This window comes from Puia sp., from assembly GCF_036500295.1.
Lineage (GTDB): Bacteria > Bacteroidota > Bacteroidia > Chitinophagales > Chitinophagaceae > Puia.
Window position 1 is genome coordinate 297,896 of sequence record NZ_DASYCH010000062.1, and the last position, 22,692, is coordinate 320,587.

Consider the following 22,692-nt stretch of genomic DNA (forward strand, 5'->3'; position numbering starts at 1 on the left):
AGTTCAAACATTGTACATACAACTCAAAAAATTTGCGGCCAGTCCTTGAACCCGATTTCGCAATTTCTTCATTGTCAACCCTGGGAGTTTTTGCTTTCCCGGCCGAATAGCTATGATAGTGCGTTGTATATACAATGTTTTGCCTTGGCAAAAAAACACTCCCCAAACACCCCCGAACAAAGGCAATCGGTATATTTGCTCTATGTCCAATCTCAATCTCAATAGTGAAAAGCAAGGCTTAAGCCCCTCGGACAAGGAGTTTGAGAACAACATCCGCCCGGCGGTCATCGACGATTTTTCCGGTCAGCCCCGGCTGATCGAGAATCTGCTCGTTTTCATCAAGGCCGCAAAGATGCGGGGCGAGGCGCTGGACCATATCCTTTTCCACGGTCCGCCCGGTCTTGGAAAGACCACCCTTTCGCGGATCGTCGCCAATGAATTGGGAGTGAATATCAAGGAGACCTCCGGGCCGGTGATCGAAAAGCCGGGGGACCTTGCGGGCCTGCTGACCAATCTTAGCCCGAACGATGTATTATTTATCGATGAGATCCACCGGCTGAGCACCGTCGTCGAGGAATATCTTTATGCCGCTATGGAGGACTACCGCATCGATATCATGATCGACAGCGGCCCCAATGCCCGCAGCATCCAGCTTACTATCCATCCTTTTACGCTGGTGGGCGCCACGACGCGCAGCGGCCTGCTTACGGCTCCGTTGCTATCGCGTTTTGGCATCAAGGCCCGACTGGAATATTATACTGCCGAAACCCTGCAAAAGATCATCCTGCGCAGCGCCGGCATTCTTCAGACAAAGATCACCTCCGACGCTTCCCAGGAGATTGCCCGGCGCAGCCGCGGAACCCCCCGTATCGCCAACGGCCTGCTTCGCCGGGTGCGGGATTTTGCGCAGGTGCTTGGCAATGGGGTCATCGATCTCGGCATCACGCAACATGCCCTCCGGGCCCTTAACGTCGATGAACATGGTCTTGACGAAATGGATAACCGCATCCTGTCGACCATCATCGAAAAATTCAAGGGCGGGCCGGTGGGGATCACGACGATCGCTACGGCCGTCGGTGAGGAAACGGGTACGCTTGAAGAAGTGTATGAGCCGTTCCTGATCCAGGAGGGCTTCCTGCAGCGCACGCCGCGCGGCCGTGAGGTCACGCATAAAGCCTATGAGCATCTGGGAAAAAGAAAACCGGGCAAAGAGGGAGAACAGATGTTGTTCTAGCCGCCTCACCCGGTTGCTTTGCCGGGCCGGTTCATACCAATAACGCCGGAGCGTTCCGGCAGATGGCCCGTTTATGCGCTGACCGGCACGACGAGCCGGAACCCGTTGCCGTGGATGTTCACAATTTCAATGTTCGAATCATCCTTCAGATATTTCCGCAGCTTGGCGATATAAACGTCCATGCTGCGACCGTTGAAATAGGTATCGCTGCCCCAGATCTTCTTCAAAGCCTGCTCCCGCGGTAAAAGATCGTTCATGTGTTCGGCCAGCATCTTCAGCAATTCGTTCTCCTTTGGCGACAGGGTCTGGGTTTGTCCTTTATGACTCAGTTCCCGCAGCTTGGGGTTGAAGTGATAGGATCCCATCTCGAATTCCTTGTTATCGGATTCTTTGTTGAGATCGTCATTGCGTTTCAGAATGGCCTTCATCTTCATTAGCAGGACCTCGCTGTCGAAGGGCTTGGTGATATAATCATCCGCCCCCAGCTTATACCCCTGGATGATATCCTCTTTCATTGTTTTGGCGCTGAGGAAGAAGAGGGGAATGTCGGGATCGACGTCCCTGATCTCTTCTGCCAGTGTAAAACCATCCATATGCGGCATCATGATATCCAGCAGACAAAGGTCGAAATGCTCCCGCTGAAAGGCAGCCAGTCCCAGGCGGCCATCCCGCTCCAGGGTAACGTCGAAGTCGCTTAGCTCGAGATAGTTCTTGAGGACCATGCCAAGATTGGGGTCATCTTCGCACAACAATATTTTGGGTTTCTTTCCTTCCATATGTGATGATTTTGAATACAAATAAAATTAAATCATTCCCTGATTATCAACGAATCGGGATAATATTTTGTTAAACAACTTAATTTTGCGGAAATATGCATCCCACTTCCGACAATAAATTTAAGAAACTCGTGGTAATTGGCGACCGGATACTTATTTGGCCCGGGAAGGCGATATCGAGCGGGAGGAGGACATGCTGTAATGGGCCTGACCTGGCGAGGCCCGGTTTCTGCCAGATTCCCCTATCTTTGTCGGCCAAAGCCACCGGCGGAACCGGACGATAAGTATCAAAAAAAAGCATGGACGCAAATTTCAATCCAGACAAACAGCATACACTAGCTTCTGTAACAGGTATTTCCGGCACGGGTCTCCACACCGGTATAAAGGTGGACATGACGCTTAAGCCCGCAAGCGCCGGTTTTGGCTTCCAGTTCCAGCGCATCGACCTACCGGGGCAACCCATCGTAAAGGCAGACTGCGATCTTGTAACCGACACTTCCCGGGGGACGACCCTGGAGGATAACGGCGCGAAGGTCAGCACGGTGGAGCATATCCTCGCTGCCCTTGTTGGGATGGGCGTGGACAACTGTCTCATCGAAATAAACGGTCCCGAGGTTCCGATCATCGACGGCAGCTCACAGCCTTTTGTCGAGATCATCGAGGAAGCCGGCGTGATGGAACAGGATGCCACCAAGGTCTGGTATAGCATCGACGCCAATATTTCTCATTATGATGAGAAGAAAAGGGTGGAAATGGTGGTCATGCCCGCCATTGAATACAAGATCACTACGCTTATCGATTTTAACAGCCCCGTTCTCGGCACCCAGCATGCGAGCCTGAAGTCCATGCGGGAATTCAAGGACGAGATCTCTCCCTGTCGTACCTTCTGCTTTCTGCATGAGCTGGAGATGCTGCTGGACCACAACCTGGTAAAGGGCGGAGACATCAACAACGCCATCGTGGTGGTGGATAAGCCCGTCACCCCCAAGGAAATGGAGCGGCTGGCCAAGGCTTTCGGCCGGGAAAAGATCGAGATCAAGAGCGAAGGCTATCTCAACAACCTCGAGCTCCGCTTCCCCAATGAACCGGCCCGGCACAAACTGCTGGATATCGTCGGCGATCTCGCCCTTATCGGCTATCCGATAAAAGGGCAGATCATCGCCAACCGTCCCGGCCACTCCACCAATGTGGAGTTTGCCCGCAAGATCAAGCAATACATCAAGAAGAATAAGCATCTCAAGAATGCTCCGGTCTATGATCCCAACCAGGCTCCCGTCTTTACTACTACACAGATCGAAAAGACCCTGCCACACCGTTTCCCCTTCCTCCTGGTGGATAAGATCATCGAATTGACCGATAAGCATATCATCGGAGTAAAGAACGTCACGTTCAACGAACCTTTCTTTGTCGGCCATTTTCCCGGTAACCCGGTGATGCCCGGGGTCCTGCAGATCGAGGCGCTTGCGCAGACCGGGGGGATCCTCTGTATCAACCTGATGCCGGAGGGCCAGTATGACACCTATTTCATCAAGATCGACAACTGCAAGTTCAAGAACAAAGTCGTTCCGGGAGATTCCATGCTGCTGAAGATGGAGCTCCTCAGCCCGATCCGCCGCGGCATCTGCGAAATGCGTGGAACCGTTTATGTTGGCAACAAAATTGCCACTGAAGCGGACTTAATGGCCCAACTCGTAAAACGAAGTTAAAGCAGCTAAAAACAGCAAAAAAGGGGTCGTTAAGCGGTAGTGAACAGAAGTTTATTTCGGGTATTTGTGGCAAATAAGTTTATTTTTGTGAGATGCTGGGGCGTCTCAGCATTTTTCTATGAAGAAATCGGCAATCCACAAGGAAGAAAGCATAATGATCCAAGAAACTGAAAATCAATCAATTGATCGTCGAATGATCCATTCTCTCACCTCCATTCACCCGGACGCCAGGCTGGCGCCGGATGTAAGAGTGGACCCTTTCACGATGATCCATAAAAATGTAGAAATTGGTGCAGGGACCTGGATCGGCAGCAATGTGACGATCATGGAAGGCGCGAGGATCGGAAAGAATTGCAGGATCTTCCCTGGAGCTGTGGTATCGGCTGATCCTCAGGATCTTAAGTATGATGGTGAAGAGACGACGGTGCAGATTGGCGACAATACTACCATCCGCGAATTCGTGACGATCCATCGCGGGACCCGCGATCGCTGGACGACCAAAGTTGGCCGGAACTGTATGATCCTGGCCTACAGCCATATCGCCCATGACTGTATCATCGGCGACAACTGTATCCTCAGCAATAACTCCCAGGTGGCGGGTCACGTCAGCCTTGGCGACTGGGTTATTCTTGGCGGGATGTGTGCTATCCATCAGTTTGTAAAAGTCGGTTCACATGTATTCCTTGGCGGCGGATCGCTCGTCGGTAAGGATATCCCGCCCTATATCAAGGCGGCCCGGATGCCCCTGAGCTATTCCGGCGTCAATTCCGTCGGCCTCAAGCGCCGCGGCTTCACGATCGATAAGATCAATCATATCCTCGACATTTACCGGGTGATCTACAATAAAGGCATGAATACCAGCCAGGCGCTCGAATTCCTGGAAGAAGAGTTCCCGGCCAGCGATGAGCGGGACGAGATCGTCACCTTTATCCGCGAAAGCGGCCGCGGTATTATTAAACGCTACAGCAAATCGAGCTTTGATGAAGATTACGCTGATTGATGCCGGCAAACGGTTCAACCGCGAGTGGATCTTTCGCCATTTCAATTATCAGTTCAGCACTTCCCACAGTTACGCCATCACCGGGCCCAACGGGTCGGGTAAATCCACCTTATTACAGTGTATCGCCGGATCGACCGGCGTCAGTGAAGGGGCCGTCGGTTATGCCGGTTCGGCGGAGATCGCCCCTGACCTGGCCTATCGTCATCTTTCCCTTTGCGCGCCCTATCTCGACCTGGTGGAGGAAATGACGGTCACCGAATTTCTGGATTTTCACGGGTCGTTCAAGCCGTTCGTTCCCGGGTTATCCGTTGCAGGCATTATCGAACGGATGGGGCTGGAAGCCGCTGCGGGCAAGCAGATCCGGTTCTATTCCTCCGGGATGAAGCAGCGGGTTCGATTAGCGCAGGCCTTGTTCTCCGATGTCCCGGTCGTGCTGCTCGACGAACCCTGCACCAATCTGGATGCGGACGGGATCGGGCTTTACCGGCAACTGATGGGGGAATATGGGGCCGGGCGGATGCTGATCGTCAGCAGTAACGATCTGCAGGAGTATGATTTCTGCGAGGAAAGGATTAATATTAGGGACTATAAATAGTCCAATGGGCAAGAGCCGTTTCAGTCTATCCTTTTATTTCTATGCGCTGCCCATCACCGGGCTATTTTTGTTGGGGCTTGTCTTCCTTATGCACCCAGGATGGGAATTCAGGAACAAATGGGGGACGTTGACACGGACCTGGGAGGACCTGGGAACGTTGGCCGGCGATGCGTAGGTTTAGCAAAAAACGTGTACCTTTTCCCGGATAAGAACCTTCGATCTATGAAAAAAGTCTTCCTTCTTTTTATTCCCCTCTTTTTCATCGGGCGATGCGCGTTGGCGGGAGACAGCGTCACCGTCTCGAAAAAGCAACTGGACGAGCTGAATGCCAAGATCGAGAAGCTTCAGACATTGCCGTTCGAGCGGGAGACCGCTACTTTAAAAGATGGGTATGCCTCGAGCATCACCAATATCAATTACTTTATTTCGGTTGGGCTTGCCCTTATCACCGCGATCGGCGCCCTCCTCGGATATATCGGATTCAAGAATATCGCCGAGATCAAAAAGGCCCACCAGGATGAACTGGACAAGCTCCGAACGCTGAAAGACGATCTTGAAAAGAACTTCAGGGATTTCAAGACGGACCTGGCAAAAAAACAGCGGTCATTTGATGATTTGACCGAAAAGTGGCAAACCGGTCTGGAAAAAGTAAAGGATCAGAACCAGGTACAGGAGATGCAGATCGAGATCCAGCGGTTAAAATTCGAGATACAATTCCAGAGCCGGAAGGAGAAGATCGATTACGACACGTTGCTGGAGTTGACGAACAATGCGTTAAAACTATCGGCCGACGACGAGTATCTGTTGACATATAAGGCGTTATGCCATGGGAAAAGGGGTGAATACAATGAGGCGATCACGGTGATCAAAAGGGTCCCGAAAACCGCGAAAAATTTGCTATTTTTGTATGAGAATCTGGGGGAGATTTATCTCTTCACGAAGAAGATAACAGAATTTGAACTTTTATTCAACGAATATGAAAGGCAGTTTCAGAAACATCGACCCGCCACCGCAGCCTATCTCAGGGCCTACTTTCTATTTCTAAAGAACGATCCTGAGCCGTTCAGGGCTTTTGTTCGCAACTATCTCGATCAGCACCAAAAAGACGAGAAACGGGACCTGTTGACCACCGGTCAGACACAGGAATTTTATACCTATGCGGAGAGCTATTCCCTTTCCCGGCCGGGCATGCTATTACTGGCTTTTGTCGGCTATCTTAAGGGGGAAAGAAGCGAGCAGGAGGTATTGCCCCTGCTTCAGCCTTAGCGTCGGCTATTGCTGTTAGCGTTGTCTATCGCTGACTCGCGATCAGCAAATTGAGATCGGTATACTTCAGATCAAAGCGCTGGCTGAGATGGAAATTGGTCAGGGCGCCTTTGAAGAGATAGATGCCGCTTCGCAGGTGGATCTTATGCCAGGCGAGGTTCTCGAACCCGCCTTCTTCGCCTGCTTCCAGCAGCAGCGGCATCAGCACGTTGCTGATCGCATGGGAGGCTGTGCGGGCAAAACCCGAGGGAATATTGGGCACGCAGTAATGAATGACGCCATACTTGGTAAAGACGGGGTGTTCATGGGTAGTGATCTGCGAGGTCTCGAAGCAGCCGCCGCGGTCGATGCTGACATCGATGATCACCGAGCCGGGGCGCATATTGCTGACCATCTCGTCGGTGACGACTACGGGGGTGCGGCCGGTCTGCGAGGAAAGGGCGCCGACGGCAATTTCGCAGGTTTTGAGCTGTTTGGCGAGGATGCGGGTTTCCATTACGGAGGTCCACATCCGCTGGCCGATATTGTTCTGGAGGCGTTTCAGGCGGTAGACGCTGTTGTCGAATACTTTTACGGAGGCTCCCAGGGCCAGGGCGGCGCGGGCTGCAAACTCCCCGACGATCCCTGCGCCGAGGATAATGACCTTTGTCGGCGGGATGCCGGAGATGCCGCCCAGCAGAACTCCTTTGCCGCGATTGGCGGAGCTCAGATACTGCCCGGCGACGAGCATCACGGCGCTGCCGGCGATCTCGCTCATACTACGGACGATGGGGTAGGTGCCGCTGTCATCTTTCAGATTCTCGAATGAGATACCCGTGATCCTTTTGTCCATCATCTTCTGGAGCAACTCGGCCTTCATCGCGGAGAGGTGGATGGGGGAGATGATGATCTGGTTCATCTGCAGCATGGGCAGGTCTTCCTCGATGACGGGAGCGCTTTTTACGAGGATCGGGGCCTTCAGCACTTCGGCCTTGTCGTGGATGATCCGTGCACCGGCCTCGCTGTAGTCCTTGTCCCGGTAGTGCGAGGCTTCTCCCGCATTGTGTTCCATGATGACCTCATGTCCGTTGCTTACCAGCACTCCTACCGCATCCGGCGTCAGGGCGATACGGTTCTCCTGGAAAGCGGTCTCCCTTGGGATACCGATATGAAGCGGAATGCCCTTGGGCTTGATATCCAAGGTTTCTTCCAGGGTTTCGTAGCTGAAGGAGGTGCTGATAACTGGTTTTTGCTGCTGCGACATATATGCCTGTCAAATTACAATTTAAAATTGATTCTGATCATCGGAAATGCTCCCCGCCCGTAATTTTACGGGTCTCGGGGTCCACTATTTCCAGCCGGCAATGGACGGTATCGGAAGGGAAGATACCCGGCGCCCTGTCCGGCCACTCCACGAGGCAAAGGTCCCCGCTGTACAGGACATCTTCGACCCCCGCACGAAGGGCTTCTTCCTCGTCCTTCAACCGGTAGAGATCGAGGTGGTAGATCCGGCCACCCGGGTATCGGTATTCGTTGATGATGGAAAAGGTCGGACTTCCAACCGTATCGGTAACGCCCCTGATGGCACAGAGGGCATGGATAAAGGTCGTCTTGCCGGCGCCCATATTCCCGTGAAAGGCAAAGATGCGTTGCAGGGGAAAGGCGTCCCAGAAACCGCCGGCGGCCTTTTCGATGTCCTGCAATTGGAAGATCAGCTCCATAGATGGACGGCAAAGATACAGTAACTTTGCGGTGGCCGGCGAAGGCCGGTACCAAGAAATTATATGGAAACTATTAACTGGAAAGTCGAAGGGATGAGCTGCTCGACCTGCGCTCTGACCATCAATAAATATCTGGAAAAGAAGGGTCTTCAAAATATAAGGGTCAGCCTTGCCAGCGGCGATGTCAGCTTTGATGCCGGCACGGGTATCGACCGGTCGCAGCTGGAAAAGGGCATACACGATCTGGGCTACATCGTTCTGAAACGGGAGGGCGCCGCCGGGTCCGTGAGCAAGGTGTCGCTGAACCGGCATCTGCGTTATTTCCTTTTTTGTCTCCCTTTTACCCTCCTTCTTCTGCTGCACATGGTCGGGCACATCGGTGCCCTCCACTGGCTGATGCTGCCGTGGGTACAGCTGGTCCTCTGTCTGCCCGTATTTGTTGCGGGGATGCGTTTCTTTGGCCGGAGCGCCATCAAGAGTCTGCTCAACGGCCTTCCCAATATGAACGTCCTCATCGCCATGGGGGCCACGGCGGCCTTTGGCTACAGCCTTACCGGCACCCTGCTGGGATTGGGCCCCGACTATCTTTTTTATGAGACGACGGCTTCCATTATCACCATTGTCTTTCTGGGATATTATCTCGAAGACGCTTCTGTCCGGGCCACTCAGCGCACGCTGAACAGCCTGGCTTCGACGCAGAAGACCATGGCCAATATGATCGCTTTTGACGATCAGCACCAGGAGATCCTTTTCCCGGTGGAAGGCGGAGAATTGCGCAGCGGCGATCTGATCCTGATCCGCAGCGGCGAACAGGTTCCCGCCGACTGCAAGATCCTTTGGGGCGAGGCGGGCGCTGATGAATCCATTCTCACCGGTGAAAGTCTGCCGGTCGAAAAAAGGGCCAAGGACGCCCTTATCGGCGGCAGCCTGCTCGTGTCGGGGACCGTAAAGGCGCAGGTGACGGCGGTGGGGGAAGAGTCGATCCTCTCGGGGATCGTCCGGCTGGTCCAACAGGCGCAAGGCGAGAAACCGCCGATCCAGCAGCTGGCCGACAGGATCAGCGCCGTCTTTGTACCGGTGGTCATCGGGCTGGCGGTACTCACTTTTATCGGGAACTATTTTCTGCTTCACCAGGTGGCGGCGGCGCTGATGCGCTGTATCGCCGTGCTGGTAATCGCCTGTCCCTGTGCTATGGGGCTGGCCACACCGGCCGCCATTGCCGTCGGTCTGGGCCGGGGCGCACGCAGGGGCATCCTGATCCGCAATGCCCGGCATCTCGAAGCGTTCCGCACGATCCGGCGGGTAGTGTTCGACAAGACCGGTACTCTGACGACGGGAGAGTTTACCATCAACCACTGGCAGGCTACCGGCGATACCTCTGCCGAGAGGATCAAAGAGATTGCCTTCTCACTCGAAAAATTTTCCAATCATCCCATCGCAAAAGCGATCACGAAAGAGTGGCGGCAATCCTCTGCTACCCGGTGGGCAAAGGTGGAAGAGATAAAAGGCCGCGGGATGCGCGGTGAGACAAAAGACGGCGAAGTCTATTGGGCCGGTTCGTATGCGGTAGCGGCCCAGCTTACCGATGACGACAGCCATAACGTGTATATCGTGGGCAATGACCGGCTGCTTGGGTTTATCGATGTCACGGACGCGGTCAGGCCTGAAGCGGCAGCTGTCGTCAGCCGGCTGCAGGCCCAGGGTATCGATACGGTGCTGCTTAGCGGCGATCGCTTTGCCGCCTGCCGCCGGCTCGCGGATTCGCTTGGGATCCGGGAAGTGCTGGCCGAGCAATCCCCCGGGCAGAAACTGGAACATGTCGCCCGCCTCAACGCTGAAATGCCGGTTGCCATGGTCGGGGACGGCATCAATGACGCTCCGGCCCTTGCCCGGGCAACGGTCGGTATCTCGATGAGCGATGCTTCCCAACTGGCCATGCAGACGGCGGATGTGGTGCTGATGAACAAAGGGCTGAGCCAGCTGCCTGCTGCGCTGAGGCTTGGCAGCAAGACGTTCACGACGATAAAAGGAAACCTGTTCTGGGCGTTTGCCTACAATGTCATCGCTATCCCTGTTGCCGCCTTCGGGCTGCTGACGCCGGCTGTGGCCGCGCTTGTGATGGGGCTCAGCGATGTCGTTCTGGCTGCGAATTCCCTATGGCTTTATTCAAAAAAACTGGATTAACACTGATGGATAACCGCACACCGACACCCTCCTCCGCCGACCTGACAGCCTTGCTGCGTCAATACTGGCCGCATAAAGCCTTCCGGCCGCAACAGGAGGAGATCATCCGTTCCGTGCTCGACAGCAAAGACACGATCGCTCTTCTCCCCACCGGTGGGGGCAAATCTCTTTGCTATCAGCTTCCGGCCCTCGTTCGGCCGGGGCTTTGCCTGGTGGTAAGTCCGCTTGTCGCATTGATGAAGGACCAGACCGACGGTCTCCGCAAGCGGAATATCACGGCTTTTTCCCTGCATGCCGGGCTGAGCCGGAAGGAAGTGATCGCCACGCTCAAACTGGCGGCGGGCAGCAATTGCAAAATGCTGTATGTCTCGCCCGAACGCCTGGAGACCGCCCTTCTCCTGGAATATCTTCCCGCGTTGAATGTGAGTATGATCGCGGTCGATGAGGCGCATTGCGTCTCCCAATGGGGATATGATTTCCGTCCGCCTTACCTGCGGATCGCGGCGCTTCGCGAGCATCTGCCGGGCGTTCCTATTATCGCCCTCACTGCGTCGGCTACCGTCGAGGTGCTTGGGGATATCGCCGACAAATTGCAGTTGGATACCCCGGTCATCTTCCGCCAGCCATTCACCCGGTCAAACCTGTCCTATAGTTTTTTCAAGGTGGATAGCAAGATCAGCAAGATCACCGAGATCCTCACCCGGGTAGCCGGGAGCAGCATCATTTACTGCCGGACCCGTCAGTCTACGCGCGAGATCAGCGAATGGCTTGTCCGTCAGGGCATCACCGCCGCCGCGTATCATGCCGGACTTTCACAGGAGGAGAGAAGCCAACGTCAGGAGGACTGGCTGAAAGATCGGGTTCGCGTCATCGTTAGTACCAATGCCTTTGGGATGGGTATCGACAAGGCGGCGGTCCGCACCGTTATTCATGCCGATGTCCCCGAATCGGTGGAGAGCTATTACCAGGAGTCAGGGCGTGCGGGCCGGGACGGCCAGAAGGCGTATGCTATTCTGCTTGCTGATGGAAGTGAGGCCGGCCGGCTCGAAAAGATGCCGGAAAGCCGCTTTCCCCCGATGGACCAGATCAGACCCGTGTACCAGGATATCGTCAACTATCTCCAGCTTCCCGTCGGCTCCGGCGAGGGGCAATATTTCGATTTCGATCTTACGGCGTTTGCTACGCGGTTCGAATTGTCGACCGCGACCGCCGTCAACATCCTGAAGGTCCTGGAGCAGGAGGGGCTGCTTAGTTTTCACCAGCAGATATTCCTGCCGGCGAGGGTGCAATTCGTGACGGGAAAAGAGAACCTCTATGAATTCGAGGAGCAGCAGCCGGAGTTGGTGCCGCTGATCCATTCGCTGCTGCGCGGCTATGAGGGGATCTTCGATCTGCCGGTGTCGGTCCGTGAACGTCAGCTGGCCTGGAATACGCATAAGGATGTTGCGCAGGTATCGGCGGAGCTGGCGCGGCTGCAGGCTTTTGGGATCATTGACTTTATCCCGGCCAAGGAGACGCCGCAGATCTATTTCTTCCGCGACCGGCCTGCGGCCGAAGACCTATATATCGATGCTGTAGCGTATAGACAGAGAAAGGACCGGTATGCGACCCGGATCCGCGCCATGGTGCGGTATCTGGCGCTTGCGGAGGAGTGCCGCAGCCGTTATCTGGCGAACTATTTTGGGGATAAGGAGGTCGCTGATTGCGGAATCTGCGATAACTGTCTGCGGCGGCGTTCGGGATCGGGACCTTCTTCGGGTCCGTCGCGGCCGGCGGGACAAACCGGGCCGTCGCGGCTACCGGTGCAAACCGGGCCGGCATCGCGGCCGCGCCGATAAGGAAGATGCATCAATAACGCTCTTTTACCGTTTTCTTATAGGTTCGGGAGATGACCATGCTTTTTTTCATTGCAGGGGTCTGCTTTTTGGGTGCGGGGACTTTCTTTTTCCGTGGCGGCTTTCTCTTTTTAGGCGCCTGTTTTTGCGACAGATATTTTTCGAGACAGCATCCGGGATTGCTGTAGGAACAGTCACAGGATATCGGCACCAGAAACTGGATGATCGCCAGCTGGACGCAGGCGCTTGTTTTGGAACGGCGGGATCTTTTTTGTTGCATAAAATTGGTAGGGTTGTAGCTCACCCTGCTCCCCATCCGGAGGCTCTGAGACGGCCGTGCGTGAGAGAGACAGAAATGAGCCCAACCCTACCAATTAGGAAATGGGCTACCTTCTCTCACGATTGCGAATTTTCTCAGAATTCCAGATCGAGAAGGGGTAAACTTGTTACCTGTCCCTAAAGATAAGAACAAAATTGAGAATGGTCGAAAAAGACCGCAGTGTTTTTTGGAGAAAGGTCAGACCTTTTCCGCCAGCAGGAGCTTGATCTGCTCCTCCAGTTCTTTGAGCCGCTTTTCCAGTTCGGGCAGATTGCGGGTGAGGGCCTGGCTGCGCAGGGCGCTGGTATAGCCGTGGGCGGGGGTGCCGGTTACGACGCCGCCGGGGGATTTGATGGATTTTGTGACGCCGCTTTGGGCGTTGATCCGGGCGCCGTCGGCGATCTGGAGGTGGCCGACGAGTCCGGCCTGGCCGCCGATCATCACGCCGCTGCCGATCTTGGTGCTGCCGCTGATCCCGGCCTGTGCGGCGATGACGGTATGATGGCCTACCTCGACGTTATGGGCAATTTGTATGAGATTATCCAGTTTCGCACCGTTGCGGATGATGGTGGAACCGATCGTTGCCCGGTCGATCGTAGCGTTCGAGCCGATCTCGACGAAGTCTTCGATGACCACATTACCGATCTGCGGCACTTTCTTGAAGCTGCCGTCGGACTGAGGCGCAAATCCGAATCCGTCGCCGCCGATGACGGTGCCGGCATGGATCGTTACGCTTTTACCCACGACACAATCGTGATAGATCTTTACGCCCGGGTGCAGAACGGTATTATCGCCGACGCGGACATTCTTGCCCAGGTAGACCTGCGGATGGATCTTGACATTGTTGCCGATGACTACGCCATCCGCCAGATAAGCAAAAGCACCTATGAACACTTTCTCGCCGACCTTTGCAGTGGGAGCGATGTGGGAAGGGTCCTGGATGCCCATCAGCTGCTGTGCTTCTATCTCCTGGTATTTTGTCAATAAACTGGCAAAGGCCGAATAGGCATCGGCGACGCGGATCAGCGTGGCTTTCACCGGCTGTTTCAATTCCAGTGCGTCATTGATGATGACCACGGATGCTTGCGTGGTATATAAATGCTCTTCGTATTTGGGATTGGCCAGAAAGGCGAGTTGTCCCGCGCCGGCCTCTTCGATCTTCCCAAAAGAGCCTACGGTAGCATTGGTGTCTCCCTCTGTCTTTCCGTTGATCAGCAGGGCTATTTGCGCAGCAGAGAATTGCATAGTTAGGTATTCAAATAGCAAATATAAAATTTTTTCACCGTGCTTGTCAGGGTTTGCCTGATAAGCGCGTTATCCACCTCGGAAATATCTTTTACCGAGCCATCCCTGAAAAGGATATTGATCTTCTCGTCCAGTGAATTATAGGTGGTATTCACCGCTTCGCCCGTGAATACGAGATACCGGGTCTCCTCAATGGGGATATCCAGTTTTGCCGCCACTGTCTTTCTCACCTCCTGTACGTACTCTTCATCGAAGTTGGTTGCCTGGAACCGGACTTTTAGCAAGCGCCTGTCGATCAGGCTTCGCGAGAGCAGGGACAAGACCATGTCGGAATGAAACATCCACACCTTGATCGTGCTCATGACATCGAAATCATCCAGCAGACAGAATTTATCCAAATTTGCATTTACATCCCATCCGGCCGGGCCGGCGGATGTGTCGGTTGCCGGGGCCTGCGGGTGCTGCAGAAAGAAGTCCAGCACGGGGGAACAGGCAGGAACGTCGGCGCCAAGCATCACCAGCTGTCTTGCCCTTTCCAGTATCCTTACCAGCATCTTCTCGGCACTGACCACTGTTTTGTGCAGATAGACCTGCCAGTACATCAGCCGGCGGGCGACGAGAAATTTCTCGATGGAGTAGATGGCCTTCTCTTCCACCATCAGCTCGCCATCCCGCACCGTCAGCATCTTCAGGATACGGTCATAGCCGATGACGCCTTCGGAAACACCGGTGAAAAAACTGTCGCGCGTGAGATAATCCATCCTGTCCATATCCAACTGCCCCGACACCAGTTGATGAAGGAATCTCTTTGGATAGGCGCCGGTGAAGATATCGATCCCCAGCGTTAGCTGTCCATCCAGGTCCTTGTTCAGCACTTTCATGATCTCGAGGGATAGGGTCTCATGATGAACACCGCGGATCAGCACATTCTCGAGTGCATGCGAGAACGGGCCGTGACCGATGTCGTGGAGCAGGATCGCGATCTTCACACCCAACGCTTCTTCTTCATCGATGGCGAATCCTTTCCGTTGCAACTCACTTACCGCGGAGCACATCAGATGATAAGCGCCCAGAGAATGATGAAGGCGGGTATGTACGGCGCCCGGATAGACGAGGTGTGCAAATGCCATTTGATTGATCCGCCGGAGCCGCTGATACCAGGGGTGAGCGACGATGCTTAGCAATACCGGATGATCCAACGTAATAAAGCCATATACCGGGTCGTTGATGATCTTACGCGAAGATTGGGCCATTCCTGTGATTTTTGCGGGAGATACGCTTCCTGAAAATTAGCGCATCTCCCACAAAGCGCTAATTGTCTGTCCTGTGGACAAGCCGCATCCTGCGGCTTAGGGTTTTGTTAAAACGGAACTAAACAATCTTCAAATGTAATTAAAATTGGCCGGGAAATTGTAGTTTGTGGGATATGCCACTAGCCAAAATACTCTGGGTCGACGATGAGATCGAAAGCCTCCAATCCCAGATCTTATTCCTTGAGAACAAAGGATATGAAGTAACCGCGCTGACCAATGGATTCGATGCCATCGACTTCGTAAAGGAAAACCCTATCGATGTCGTGCTGCTCGACGAAACCATGCCCGGCATAACGGGTCTGGAGACCCTTGCCAAGATAAAGGAGGCCAACCAGCAGACGCCCGTCGTCCTTATCACCAAGAACGAGACGGAGAATCTGATGGATGACGCTATCGGCAGTCAGATAACGGACTATCTGATCAAGCCTGTCAATCCCAACCAGGTCCTGCTCAGTCTGAAGAAGATCATCGACAACAAACGGCTTGTTGCGGAAAAAACCACCACTGCGTATCAGCAACAATTCCGCAATCTCTTTATGGCGCTGAACAGCAATCCGGACTACAACGAATGGATGGATATCTACAAGAAACTTGTTTACTGGGAACTGGAAATGGAGAAATCGGACAGTCCCGAGATGCGGGAAGTGTTGCAATCCCAGAAACAGGAAGCGAACACCGAGTTTTTCAAATTCATTTCCAGGAACTATGCGAGCTGGGTGCATCCAAAATCTTCGGAAGGGCCGATCATGTCCCATTCGCTTTTTCAGTTCAAGGTCCTGCCGCATGTCGAGAAAGGGGTGCCCACCTTCTTTATTCTGTTGGATAACCTGCGCATCGATCAATGGAAGGCCATTCAGCCGATCTTTGCGGAGAGCTTTCGGATCCTCGAGGAGGACAGCTTTTACAGCATCCTGCCAACTGCTACGCAATACAGCCGCAATGCGATCTTTTCAGGACTGATGCCGATCGACATCGAAAAGCAATTTCCTTCTCAATGGAAGAACGATGACGAAGAAGGTGGGAAGAACCTGCATGAGGAAGAGTTCTTTCGCGGCCTGCTCAAGCGGCTGAAAAAAGACAATCTGAGATCCTCCTATACCAAGGTTCTCAACTACCAGGCGGGGCAGGAGCTGGTGGCCAATATCCACAACCTCCTGAACAATGACATCAACATCATCGTCTATAATTTTGTCGATATGCTCAGTCATGCCCGCACCGAAATGGAGGTGTTGAAAGAGCTGGCGAGCGACGAGATCAGTTATCGCAGCATAACGGCCTCCTGGTTCGAGCATTCGCCCCTTCATTCCGCGTTGAAGAAGATCGCGGACAAGAAGATCAACCTGATCCTGGCGACGGATCATGGCAGTGTCCGGGTGAAAACGCCTTATAAGGTGATCGGCGACAAGCAGACGACCACCAACCTGCGCTATAAGCACGGCCGTAACCTGAATTATGAGGCCAAGGAAGTTCTTGCCTTCCGGGACCCGAAAGAGGCGGGATTGCCGGTGCCGACCGTCAATTCGTCGTTTATTTTCGCCCGCGGCGAGGGGTTTCTTTGTTATCCCAACAATTACAACTATTATGTCAATTATTACCGGAATACCTTCCAGCATGGCGGCGTCAGCCTGGAAGAAATGATCATTCCCGTAATAAGAATGACCAGCAAGGGTAGCTAACCGGCCCTATTGTCCACATCGGCCCGGTTCCTGTGGATAAAATCGAACGGGCCGATTCCCCCCGCCCACCGTATTGTAGTAACTTTACACACCTGAGCCGCTTCAAGCGGCTCGACCGTAAGGTCAGACATAATTCCGTATGAAGTATACACAAACGACACTCGATAAGATCGCACGGGTTCTGGACGAGGCAGAGTACATCGTACGCTATGAGAGAGGTAATTTCCAGAGCGGCTATTGTATCCTCGAACAGAGAAAAGTAGTGGTGCTTAACAGATTCCTGCAACTGGAAGGCCGGATCAGCACGCTTATCGACATCATTCCCCAATTAAGGGTCGTCCCCGAGGACTTCAGCCCGGAAGTTCGCCGGATCTATGAAGAGGTGCTTGCGGCGGCCCATGCGACAAGTGAAGGATAGAGCGGCATTTGCTTAATGATTTTTCTTACCGTTGATTTCGTAATTTTATCGGGTGAACATCCCGTCATTAAAAATCACATTCCTGGGTACGGGCACAAGCACCGGCGTACCCATGGTAGCATGTCCCTGTGAAGTTTGCGCCTCTACTGACGCCAGAGACAAACGGCTCCGCTCCAGTATTCTTGTCCAGTCACCCACCACGACCATTGTCATCGATACCACGCCGGATTTCCGCTATCAGATGTTGCGGGAGAGAGTCCGCCGGCTCGATGCCGTCGTTTATACCCATCCGCACAAGGATCATCTGGCCGGGCTGGATGATGTCCGGGCGTATAATTTTTTTCAGCACAGGGCCATGAACCTTTACGCGAATGAAATGACGCAGGAGTCGATCGTAAGAGAATTCCCTTATGCCTTTGCGGATATGAAATATCCCGGGATCCCGGATCTCCGGCTCAACCGCATCGACAAAGACCCGTTCACGATCGGTGACATCACCATCACTCCCATCCAGGTCTGGCACCTGAAGATGCCGGTGCTGGGATTTCGATTCGGCAATTTCACCTATATCACCGACGCCAATCGAATTGACGAGGCCGAACGCGAAAAGATCAGGGGAAGTGAACAGATAGTACTCAATGCACTGCGGCATGAAAAGCATCTCTCGCATTTCTCCCTTACCGAAGCCATCGATGAGGTGCGGCAATTGGGCGTTCCGCAGGCCTGGTTTACGCATATCAGCCATCAATTGGGAAAGTACACCGATGTCACTCCCACCCTCCCGCCAGGCATGCAGCTGGCCTACGACGGGCTGACGATCACCATTCCTTAACAAAAAACACTTTGGATGCGCGCACGGGCGGCGTTAAACCTTATAAACCATTTAACGTCTATACCTCTCATAAACTCGATGTATGAGAAAGATATCCCTTGTTCTCTCCGCGGTGTTCTGTTTGTCGGTGGGGGCCTATGCCCAGACCTCGGTGGAGTTCATCCCATCCGTAGGCTATACCTTTGCCAGCCGTACCGATTTCTACAACACCTTTGGCCGGATCGATGACGGGGTCAACTTCGGCGGATCGATTAAATTCAACGTCAGCCGCAGCTTTGGTCTTGAAGTTCTTTACAGTCATATGAGTACGACTTCCGGCCTCTACTACTACGGCAGCGACTACAGTCCTATCGGATCGAGCAATCTCAAGCTAGATTATATCATGGCCGGACCGATAGAGTCGTTCGGCATCCCGGGGTCAACCGTTCGCCCATTTGTAGGGGCGTTGCTTGGTGCGGCCATTCTGACACCGGACGCTGCTTCGGGTTATGCCAGCAACACAAAATTCGCCGTGGGCTTTCAACTGGGCACCAACATCTATGTATCGCCCCGGGTGGGCATCCAGCTGAAGGCGCAGCTTCTCTCGCCGGTGGATGGTGCGGGCAGCAGTTTCTTCCTGTCGCCATACGGCAGTGGCGGCGGTCTCGATACCTATTCCTCGATCTACCAGTTCTCGCTTGGTGGCGGGCTGATCATCGGGCTGGGCCGGGTGCTTCCCAAGGAAAGGTACCGGCCTGCGGGCAGGAGGCCCAGGCCCCGGTATTACCGGTATTACTACTAGAATTTTCGGCCATCATAAGTACCCTTACTATCACATTTAGTTGATCCCTACCTCAGGGGCCCCACTGCAAGTGGGGCTTTTTTTTATCCTATAAACTAACATTCGTTAGTATTTATCAAAAATTGGTGCTATCTTGCCCTTGTCTTTTGACGCTTACCACCGAAGTGGGCTTTGCCCTCGATAACGATTGTTTGCCAGTGCTCACCCGGCTATGACCTTAAGTTGTTGCCGGGTTTTTTAAAAACCGGAGCCTTCAGCAAACGTAAATGATGCCAGATGGAATTTGCAACAGATGAACTCACCCAGCAAGTGGGCCGAACGGCCCGGGATTTTGCGAATCAGTATATCAGACCCTATGTAATGGAATGGGACGAAAAGCAGACCTTCCCGCACGAGGTTTTTAAGGAACTGGGCCGCCTCGGAATGATGGGGGTCGTCGTGCCTGAAGAATATGGCGGTTCCGGCCTGTCTTACCTCGAATATGTAACCATTATCCGCGAGATCTCCGCGGTTTGCGGCGCTGTCGGGCTTAGTCTGGCTGCCCACAACTCCCTTTGCACGGGGCATATCCTTGCCTTTGGCAACGAAGGTCAAAAGAAGAAATACCTGCCCCGGCTGGCTACGGGCGAGGCGCTTGGCGCCTGGGGACTCACGGAAGCCAATACCGGCAGCGATGCCGGCAATATGGGTTGCACGGCGGTAAAAGCCGGCGACCATTGGGTGATCAACGGGACTAAGAACTGGATCACGCATGGTATCAGCGGCGATATCGCCGTCGTCGTGACGCGTACCGGTGAAGCCCGGGCCCGCAACAATGCCACCGCCTTTATCGTCGAAAGAGGGACCCCCGGTTTCACCGGCGGGAAAAAAGAGAATAAACTAGGCATGCGGGCAAGCGAAACGGCCGAGATGGTCTTCGACCAGTGCCGGGTTCCCGATGCGAACCGGCTTGGCGAGGTGGGGGATGGTTTCAAGCAGGCGCTTGCCGTTCTGGATGGCGGCCGGATCTCCATTGCCGCACTCTCTCTTGGTATCGCAAAGGGCGCATTCGAGGCTGCGCTGCAGTACAGTAAAGAACGGCATCAATTCGATCAGCCTATTTCCAACTTCCAGGGAATCTCCTTTAAGCTGGCCGATATGGCTACGGAGATCGCCGCGGCCGAACTGCTGACCTTCCAGGCGGCGGACCGGAAGAATAGACATCTGCCGGTGACCCGGGAGTCCGCGATGGCCAAATACTACGCCAGCGAAGTAGCCGTGCGTGTGGCTACCGATGCCGTGCAGATCTTTGGCGGCTACGGATATACGAAGGATTTCCCGGTGGAGAAATTCTATCGTGACAGCAAACTTTGCACGATCGGGGAAGGCACCAGCGAGATCCAGAAGATCGTTATCGCGCGGGAGGTGCTGAAAGACTAGAGGCCCGGCGGATCGGGGCCGAAGGGCGGATCAGAGCGGGCGGCTCAGGGCATGAAATCATCCTCGTCCGTTTTGGGGCTGTACTTATCGAACAGCTTATCGATAGCGCCGGAAAATAGGGGGAATTTTTCTTTTGTAAAATCTTTTATCACTTCAACGGCTTTGTAGGCCTGTTCTTCTGTGAGGCCCTGGGCCATCAGCCGACGGATCAATTCGTCCATAAACAGTTGGATTTAAAGCAAACGACCCGCCGGGAGGCAGGTCGCACTTATTAAGCTACTTTCAATAAATTCATTTTGCTCTTGTCGAACTTCTTTTGCGCATACTCGAGGTCGAGATGGAACTTGTCCTCTTTGGCAGAGGGCAGTTCGAACATCGCGTCGGTGAGGATGCTCTCGCAGATGCTCCGGAGCCCGCGGGCGCCCAGCTTGTATTCAACCGCCTTATCCACCATGAAATCGAGCACTTCGTTGTCAAAGCTCAGCTGGATGCCTTCGAGTTCGAACAGCTTCTTGTACTGGCGGATCAGCGAGTTCTTGGGTTCGGTGAGAATGGAGCGTAGGGTCGTTTTGTCCAGGGGATCGAGATGGGTGACGACGGGAAGTCGTCCCAGGAGTTCGGGGATCAGTCCAAAGGACTTCAGGTCGGGAGCATTCACATACTGGAGCAGGTTCTTTTTTGCCTGTTCCTGTTGTTCCTTGTTGACGTTGAAGCCGATGGCATTGGTGTTGATCCGGCGTGCGATGATCTTGTCCACGCCGTCAAAGGCGCCGCCACAGATGAAGAGAATATTCTGCGTGTTTATTTTGATCAGCTTTTGCTCGGGATGTTTTCTGCCGCCTTGCGGGGGGACCAGGACATCGGTGCCTTCCAGCAGCTTTAACAGGCCCTGCTGTACACCTTCTCCGCTTACATCGCGGGTGATGGAAGGGTTATCCCCTTTCCGGGCGATCTTATCGATCTCATCGATATAAACGATACCGCGTTCGGCAGCGGCGACGTCGTAGTTGCAGACCTGCAGGAGCCGGGTCAGGATGCTTTCGACATCTTCCCCTACATAACCCGCTTCGGTGAATACCGTGGCATCCACGATGGCAAACGGGACGTTTAACAGGCGGGCGATGGTCTTGGCCAACAGCGTCTTTCCCGTACCCGTCTCGCCGACCATGATGATATTGCTCTTTTCGATCTCGACCTCGTTCTCGACCACCTTTTGCTGGAGCCGCTTATAGTGATTGTAGACAGCGACGGAAAGCACTTTCTTTGCGTCGTCCTGACCGATGACATACTCATCCAGGATACGCTTTATCTCAATAGGTTTCTTGACGGTCAGTTTAAAGGCACTGCTGCCTGTAGAATCCTCCCGGATCATCAATTCCTGCTGGATGATCTCCTGAGCATGTTCCACACAATTTTCACAGATATGCCCTTCCTGACCAGCGATGAGAATCTTCACTTCGTCCCGATTACGCCCGCAGAAAGAACAATGCAGAGTGTTTTTTGCCATTATAGCTTTTTATCCAGGTTTGAACTACAAAGTTACCCAACTATTTGGATTCTCCCAGTAGCAGAGGAAAAAGAGGCCGCCTAAAACTAAAAATAGACGGCCTCTTTTTTTATTATGTCCTGAAAGCCAAGCTTTCAGGGGACAGCCCGATATCTTCGGGACTGTTTTCTATCTTCCAATATTGTTAATCTATTGTTAACCAAATGGTTGGTCTATAGCTTTTCAAAAATATGGTCAACAATACCATATTCGAGCGCTTCTTTGGCATCCAGCCAGTAATCCCGGTCGAAGTCCTTCATTACCTGTTCAAACTTCTTGCCGCAATTTTCGGCGAGGATCCGGGCGCTGATGTCCTTTACCCGGCGGGTTTGTTTTGCGGTAATTTCCAGGTCGATACTAACCCCTTGCATATATCCGCCGAGGCTTGGCTGATGGATCATGATCTCGGACAGGGGATAGACAAAACGACGGCCTTTTTCCCCACCACTGAGAAGGATCGACCCCATCGAGGCTGCCAGACCCATACAGATCGTGCTGACGGGGCTTTTGATCATCTTCATGGTATCATAGATGATAAAACCGGAGGTTACGACCCCGCCGGGGCTGTTGATGAAGAACTTGATCTCTTCGCCGGGCTTATCTGCTTCGAGCAGTTTCAACTTAGTGACGATGTCCCTGGCGGACTTGTCATCCACAGGCCCCCAAAGCTCTACGCTCCGGGATTCGAAGAAATATTTCTCCATCTTTTTGGCCAGCAGTCCCAGCTCCGGGCCTTTGTCGTCCTTGTTGTCCTTTTCATCGGGTTCGTCGTCGAGGCGGGTAGGGTTCAACATATATTTTGAATAGTTCATGATCATTTTTTTACAGATTAGATTTTCTTATTTGA

At 53.6% G+C, this 22,692-nt stretch carries 22 protein-coding genes; 13 read left to right on the top strand and 9 right to left on the bottom strand.

Going from position 1 to position 22,692, the window contains the following annotated elements; genetic code table 11:
* Positions 1-202 precede the first annotated feature (202 nt).
* Complete coding sequence (ruvB, locus tag VGM48_RS13490; RefSeq protein WP_331579931.1) at positions 203-1,234, top strand: Holliday junction branch migration DNA helicase RuvB; 1,032 nt, start codon at positions 203-205, stop codon at positions 1,232-1,234.
* Positions 1,235-1,305: 71 nt separating this feature from the next.
* On the opposite strand, the gene VGM48_RS13495 is transcribed toward ruvB, so the two are convergent.
* Entirely contained in the window at positions 1,306-2,010 is a 705-nt protein-coding gene (locus VGM48_RS13495; protein WP_331579932.1) for a response regulator transcription factor, read from the bottom strand.
* Between the two features lie 299 nt (positions 2,011-2,309).
* On the opposite strand from VGM48_RS13495, the gene VGM48_RS13500 reads away from it, so the two are divergent.
* The 5 genes from VGM48_RS13500 to VGM48_RS13520 all read left to right on the top strand — a co-directional run bounded on the left by VGM48_RS13500 (position 2,310) and on the right by VGM48_RS13520 (position 6,577).
* A complete protein-coding gene (locus VGM48_RS13500; RefSeq protein WP_331579933.1) occupies positions 2,310-3,716 on the top strand; it encodes a bifunctional UDP-3-O-[3-hydroxymyristoyl] N-acetylglucosamine deacetylase/3-hydroxyacyl-ACP dehydratase in 1,407 nt (468 codons plus the stop codon).
* A gap of 193 nt (positions 3,717-3,909) precedes the next feature.
* Positions 3,910-4,716, top strand: coding sequence for an acyl-ACP--UDP-N-acetylglucosamine O-acyltransferase (gene lpxA / locus VGM48_RS13505; RefSeq protein ID WP_331579934.1), 807 nt, complete (start codon positions 3,910-3,912; stop codon positions 4,714-4,716).
* Entirely contained in the window at positions 4,697-5,311 is a 615-nt protein-coding gene (locus tag VGM48_RS13510; RefSeq protein WP_331579935.1) for an ABC transporter ATP-binding protein, read from the top strand. The genes lpxA and VGM48_RS13510 overlap by 20 nt, the downstream gene beginning before the upstream one ends.
* A 4-nt stretch (positions 5,312-5,315) precedes the next feature.
* Positions 5,316-5,486, top strand: a complete 171-nt coding sequence (locus VGM48_RS13515) for a hypothetical protein (protein ID WP_331579936.1) — start codon at positions 5,316-5,318, stop codon at positions 5,484-5,486.
* A 47-nt stretch (positions 5,487-5,533) separates the two neighbouring features.
* Entirely contained in the window at positions 5,534-6,577 is a 1,044-nt protein-coding gene (locus VGM48_RS13520) for a hypothetical protein (protein WP_331579937.1), read from the top strand.
* Between the two features lie 25 nt (positions 6,578-6,602).
* Here VGM48_RS13520 and VGM48_RS13525 read toward each other — a convergent pair whose 3' ends face one another.
* Positions 6,603-7,820: an alanine dehydrogenase gene (locus tag VGM48_RS13525; RefSeq protein ID WP_331579938.1), complete on the bottom strand. Its 1,218-nt coding sequence runs from the start codon at positions 7,818-7,820 to the stop codon at positions 6,603-6,605.
* Positions 7,821-7,857: 37 nt separating this feature from the next.
* Complete coding sequence (gene tsaE / locus VGM48_RS13530) at positions 7,858-8,277, bottom strand: tRNA (adenosine(37)-N6)-threonylcarbamoyltransferase complex ATPase subunit type 1 TsaE (protein ID WP_331579939.1); 420 nt, start codon at positions 8,275-8,277, stop codon at positions 7,858-7,860.
* A 63-nt stretch (positions 8,278-8,340) separates the two neighbouring features.
* On the opposite strand from tsaE, the gene VGM48_RS13535 reads away from it, so the two are divergent.
* Entirely contained in the window at positions 8,341-10,461 is a 2,121-nt protein-coding gene (locus VGM48_RS13535) for a cation-translocating P-type ATPase (protein WP_331579940.1), read from the top strand.
* A gap of 5 nt (positions 10,462-10,466) precedes the next feature.
* A complete protein-coding gene (locus VGM48_RS13540; RefSeq protein ID WP_331579942.1) occupies positions 10,467-12,299 on the top strand; it encodes an ATP-dependent DNA helicase RecQ in 1,833 nt (610 codons plus the stop codon).
* A 10-nt stretch (positions 12,300-12,309) separates the two neighbouring features.
* Here VGM48_RS13540 and VGM48_RS13545 read toward each other — a convergent pair whose 3' ends face one another.
* The 3 genes from VGM48_RS13545 to VGM48_RS13555 all read right to left on the bottom strand — a co-directional run bounded on the left by VGM48_RS13545 (position 12,310) and on the right by VGM48_RS13555 (position 15,113).
* Entirely contained in the window at positions 12,310-12,576 is a 267-nt protein-coding gene (locus VGM48_RS13545; protein ID WP_331579943.1) for a hypothetical protein, read from the bottom strand.
* A 237-nt stretch (positions 12,577-12,813) separates the two neighbouring features.
* Entirely contained in the window at positions 12,814-13,860 is a 1,047-nt protein-coding gene (gene lpxD, locus VGM48_RS13550) for a UDP-3-O-(3-hydroxymyristoyl)glucosamine N-acyltransferase (RefSeq protein ID WP_331579944.1), read from the bottom strand.
* Between the two features lie 2 nt (positions 13,861-13,862).
* Positions 13,863-15,113, bottom strand: a complete 1,251-nt coding sequence (locus VGM48_RS13555; protein ID WP_331579945.1) for an HD domain-containing protein — start codon at positions 15,111-15,113, stop codon at positions 13,863-13,865.
* Positions 15,114-15,286: 173 nt separating this feature from the next.
* Between VGM48_RS13555 and VGM48_RS13560 the strand changes: the two genes are divergently transcribed.
* The 5 genes from VGM48_RS13560 (at position 15,287) to VGM48_RS13580 (ending at position 20,299) form a co-directional block, all read left to right on the top strand.
* Complete coding sequence (locus tag VGM48_RS13560; protein ID WP_331579946.1) at positions 15,287-16,849, top strand: response regulator; 1,563 nt, start codon at positions 15,287-15,289, stop codon at positions 16,847-16,849.
* Between the two features lie 139 nt (positions 16,850-16,988).
* On the top strand, positions 16,989-17,267 hold the full coding sequence (locus VGM48_RS13565; RefSeq protein WP_331579947.1) for a hypothetical protein: 279 nt from the start codon (positions 16,989-16,991) through the stop codon (positions 17,265-17,267).
* 112 nt (positions 17,268-17,379) lie between these two features.
* Positions 17,380-18,099 (top strand): MBL fold metallo-hydrolase, encoded by a 720-nt coding sequence (locus VGM48_RS13570; protein ID WP_331579948.1) that lies wholly within the window; start codon positions 17,380-17,382, stop codon positions 18,097-18,099.
* An 82-nt stretch (positions 18,100-18,181) separates the two neighbouring features.
* Positions 18,182-18,880: an outer membrane beta-barrel protein gene (locus VGM48_RS13575; protein ID WP_331579949.1), complete on the top strand. Its 699-nt coding sequence runs from the start codon at positions 18,182-18,184 to the stop codon at positions 18,878-18,880.
* A gap of 276 nt (positions 18,881-19,156) precedes the next feature.
* Positions 19,157-20,299, top strand: a complete 1,143-nt coding sequence (locus VGM48_RS13580) for an acyl-CoA dehydrogenase family protein (protein WP_331579950.1) — start codon at positions 19,157-19,159, stop codon at positions 20,297-20,299.
* A 44-nt stretch (positions 20,300-20,343) separates the two neighbouring features.
* On the opposite strand, the gene VGM48_RS13585 is transcribed toward VGM48_RS13580, so the two are convergent.
* The 3 genes from VGM48_RS13585 to VGM48_RS13595 form a co-directional block, all read right to left on the bottom strand.
* Complete coding sequence (locus tag VGM48_RS13585; protein WP_331579951.1) at positions 20,344-20,520, bottom strand: hypothetical protein; 177 nt, start codon at positions 20,518-20,520, stop codon at positions 20,344-20,346.
* A 50-nt stretch (positions 20,521-20,570) separates the two neighbouring features.
* Positions 20,571-21,806, bottom strand: a complete 1,236-nt coding sequence (clpX, locus tag VGM48_RS13590; protein WP_331579952.1) for an ATP-dependent Clp protease ATP-binding subunit ClpX — start codon at positions 21,804-21,806, stop codon at positions 20,571-20,573.
* A gap of 212 nt (positions 21,807-22,018) precedes the next feature.
* Complete coding sequence (locus tag VGM48_RS13595; protein ID WP_331579953.1) at positions 22,019-22,657, bottom strand: ATP-dependent Clp protease proteolytic subunit; 639 nt, start codon at positions 22,655-22,657, stop codon at positions 22,019-22,021.
* Between the last annotated feature and the right edge of the window lie 35 nt (positions 22,658-22,692).

Coding starts and splice junctions, on each gene's coding strand:
- VGM48_RS13535 (WP_331579940.1), top strand. CDS start 8,341: ATGGAAACTATTAACTGGAAAGTCGAAGGGATGAGCTGCTCGACCTGC.
- VGM48_RS13560 (WP_331579946.1), top strand. CDS start 15,287: ATGCCACTAGCCAAAATACTCTGGGTCGACGATGAGATCGAAAGCCTC.
- VGM48_RS13545 (WP_331579943.1), bottom strand. CDS start 12,576: ATGCAACAAAAAAGATCCCGCCGTTCCAAAACAAGCGCCTGCGTCCAG.
- VGM48_RS13500 (WP_331579933.1), top strand. CDS start 2,310: ATGGACGCAAATTTCAATCCAGACAAACAGCATACACTAGCTTCTGTA.
- VGM48_RS13595 (WP_331579953.1), bottom strand. CDS start 22,657: ATGAACTATTCAAAATATATGTTGAACCCTACCCGCCTCGACGACGAA.
- VGM48_RS13575 (WP_331579949.1), top strand. CDS start 18,182: ATGAGAAAGATATCCCTTGTTCTCTCCGCGGTGTTCTGTTTGTCGGTG.
- VGM48_RS13495 (WP_331579932.1), bottom strand. CDS start 2,010: ATGGAAGGAAAGAAACCCAAAATATTGTTGTGCGAAGATGACCCCAAT.
- tsaE (WP_331579939.1), bottom strand. CDS start 8,277: ATGGAGCTGATCTTCCAATTGCAGGACATCGAAAAGGCCGCCGGCGGT.
- VGM48_RS13565 (WP_331579947.1), top strand. CDS start 16,989: ATGAAGTATACACAAACGACACTCGATAAGATCGCACGGGTTCTGGAC.
- clpX (WP_331579952.1), bottom strand. CDS start 21,806: ATGGCAAAAAACACTCTGCATTGTTCTTTCTGCGGGCGTAATCGGGAC.
- VGM48_RS13525 (WP_331579938.1), bottom strand. CDS start 7,820: ATGTCGCAGCAGCAAAAACCAGTTATCAGCACCTCCTTCAGCTACGAA.
- VGM48_RS13580 (WP_331579950.1), top strand. CDS start 19,157: ATGGAATTTGCAACAGATGAACTCACCCAGCAAGTGGGCCGAACGGCC.
- lpxD (WP_331579944.1), bottom strand. CDS start 13,860: ATGCAATTCTCTGCTGCGCAAATAGCCCTGCTGATCAACGGAAAGACA.
- VGM48_RS13570 (WP_331579948.1), top strand. CDS start 17,380: ATGGTAGCATGTCCCTGTGAAGTTTGCGCCTCTACTGACGCCAGAGAC.
- lpxA (WP_331579934.1), top strand. CDS start 3,910: ATGATCCATTCTCTCACCTCCATTCACCCGGACGCCAGGCTGGCGCCG.
- VGM48_RS13510 (WP_331579935.1), top strand. CDS start 4,697: ATGAAGATTACGCTGATTGATGCCGGCAAACGGTTCAACCGCGAGTGG.
- VGM48_RS13555 (WP_331579945.1), bottom strand. CDS start 15,113: ATGGCCCAATCTTCGCGTAAGATCATCAACGACCCGGTATATGGCTTT.
- ruvB (WP_331579931.1), top strand. CDS start 203: ATGTCCAATCTCAATCTCAATAGTGAAAAGCAAGGCTTAAGCCCCTCG.
- VGM48_RS13520 (WP_331579937.1), top strand. CDS start 5,534: ATGAAAAAAGTCTTCCTTCTTTTTATTCCCCTCTTTTTCATCGGGCGA.
- VGM48_RS13515 (WP_331579936.1), top strand. CDS start 5,316: ATGGGCAAGAGCCGTTTCAGTCTATCCTTTTATTTCTATGCGCTGCCC.
- VGM48_RS13585 (WP_331579951.1), bottom strand. CDS start 20,520: ATGGACGAATTGATCCGTCGGCTGATGGCCCAGGGCCTCACAGAAGAA.
- VGM48_RS13540 (WP_331579942.1), top strand. CDS start 10,467: ATGGATAACCGCACACCGACACCCTCCTCCGCCGACCTGACAGCCTTG.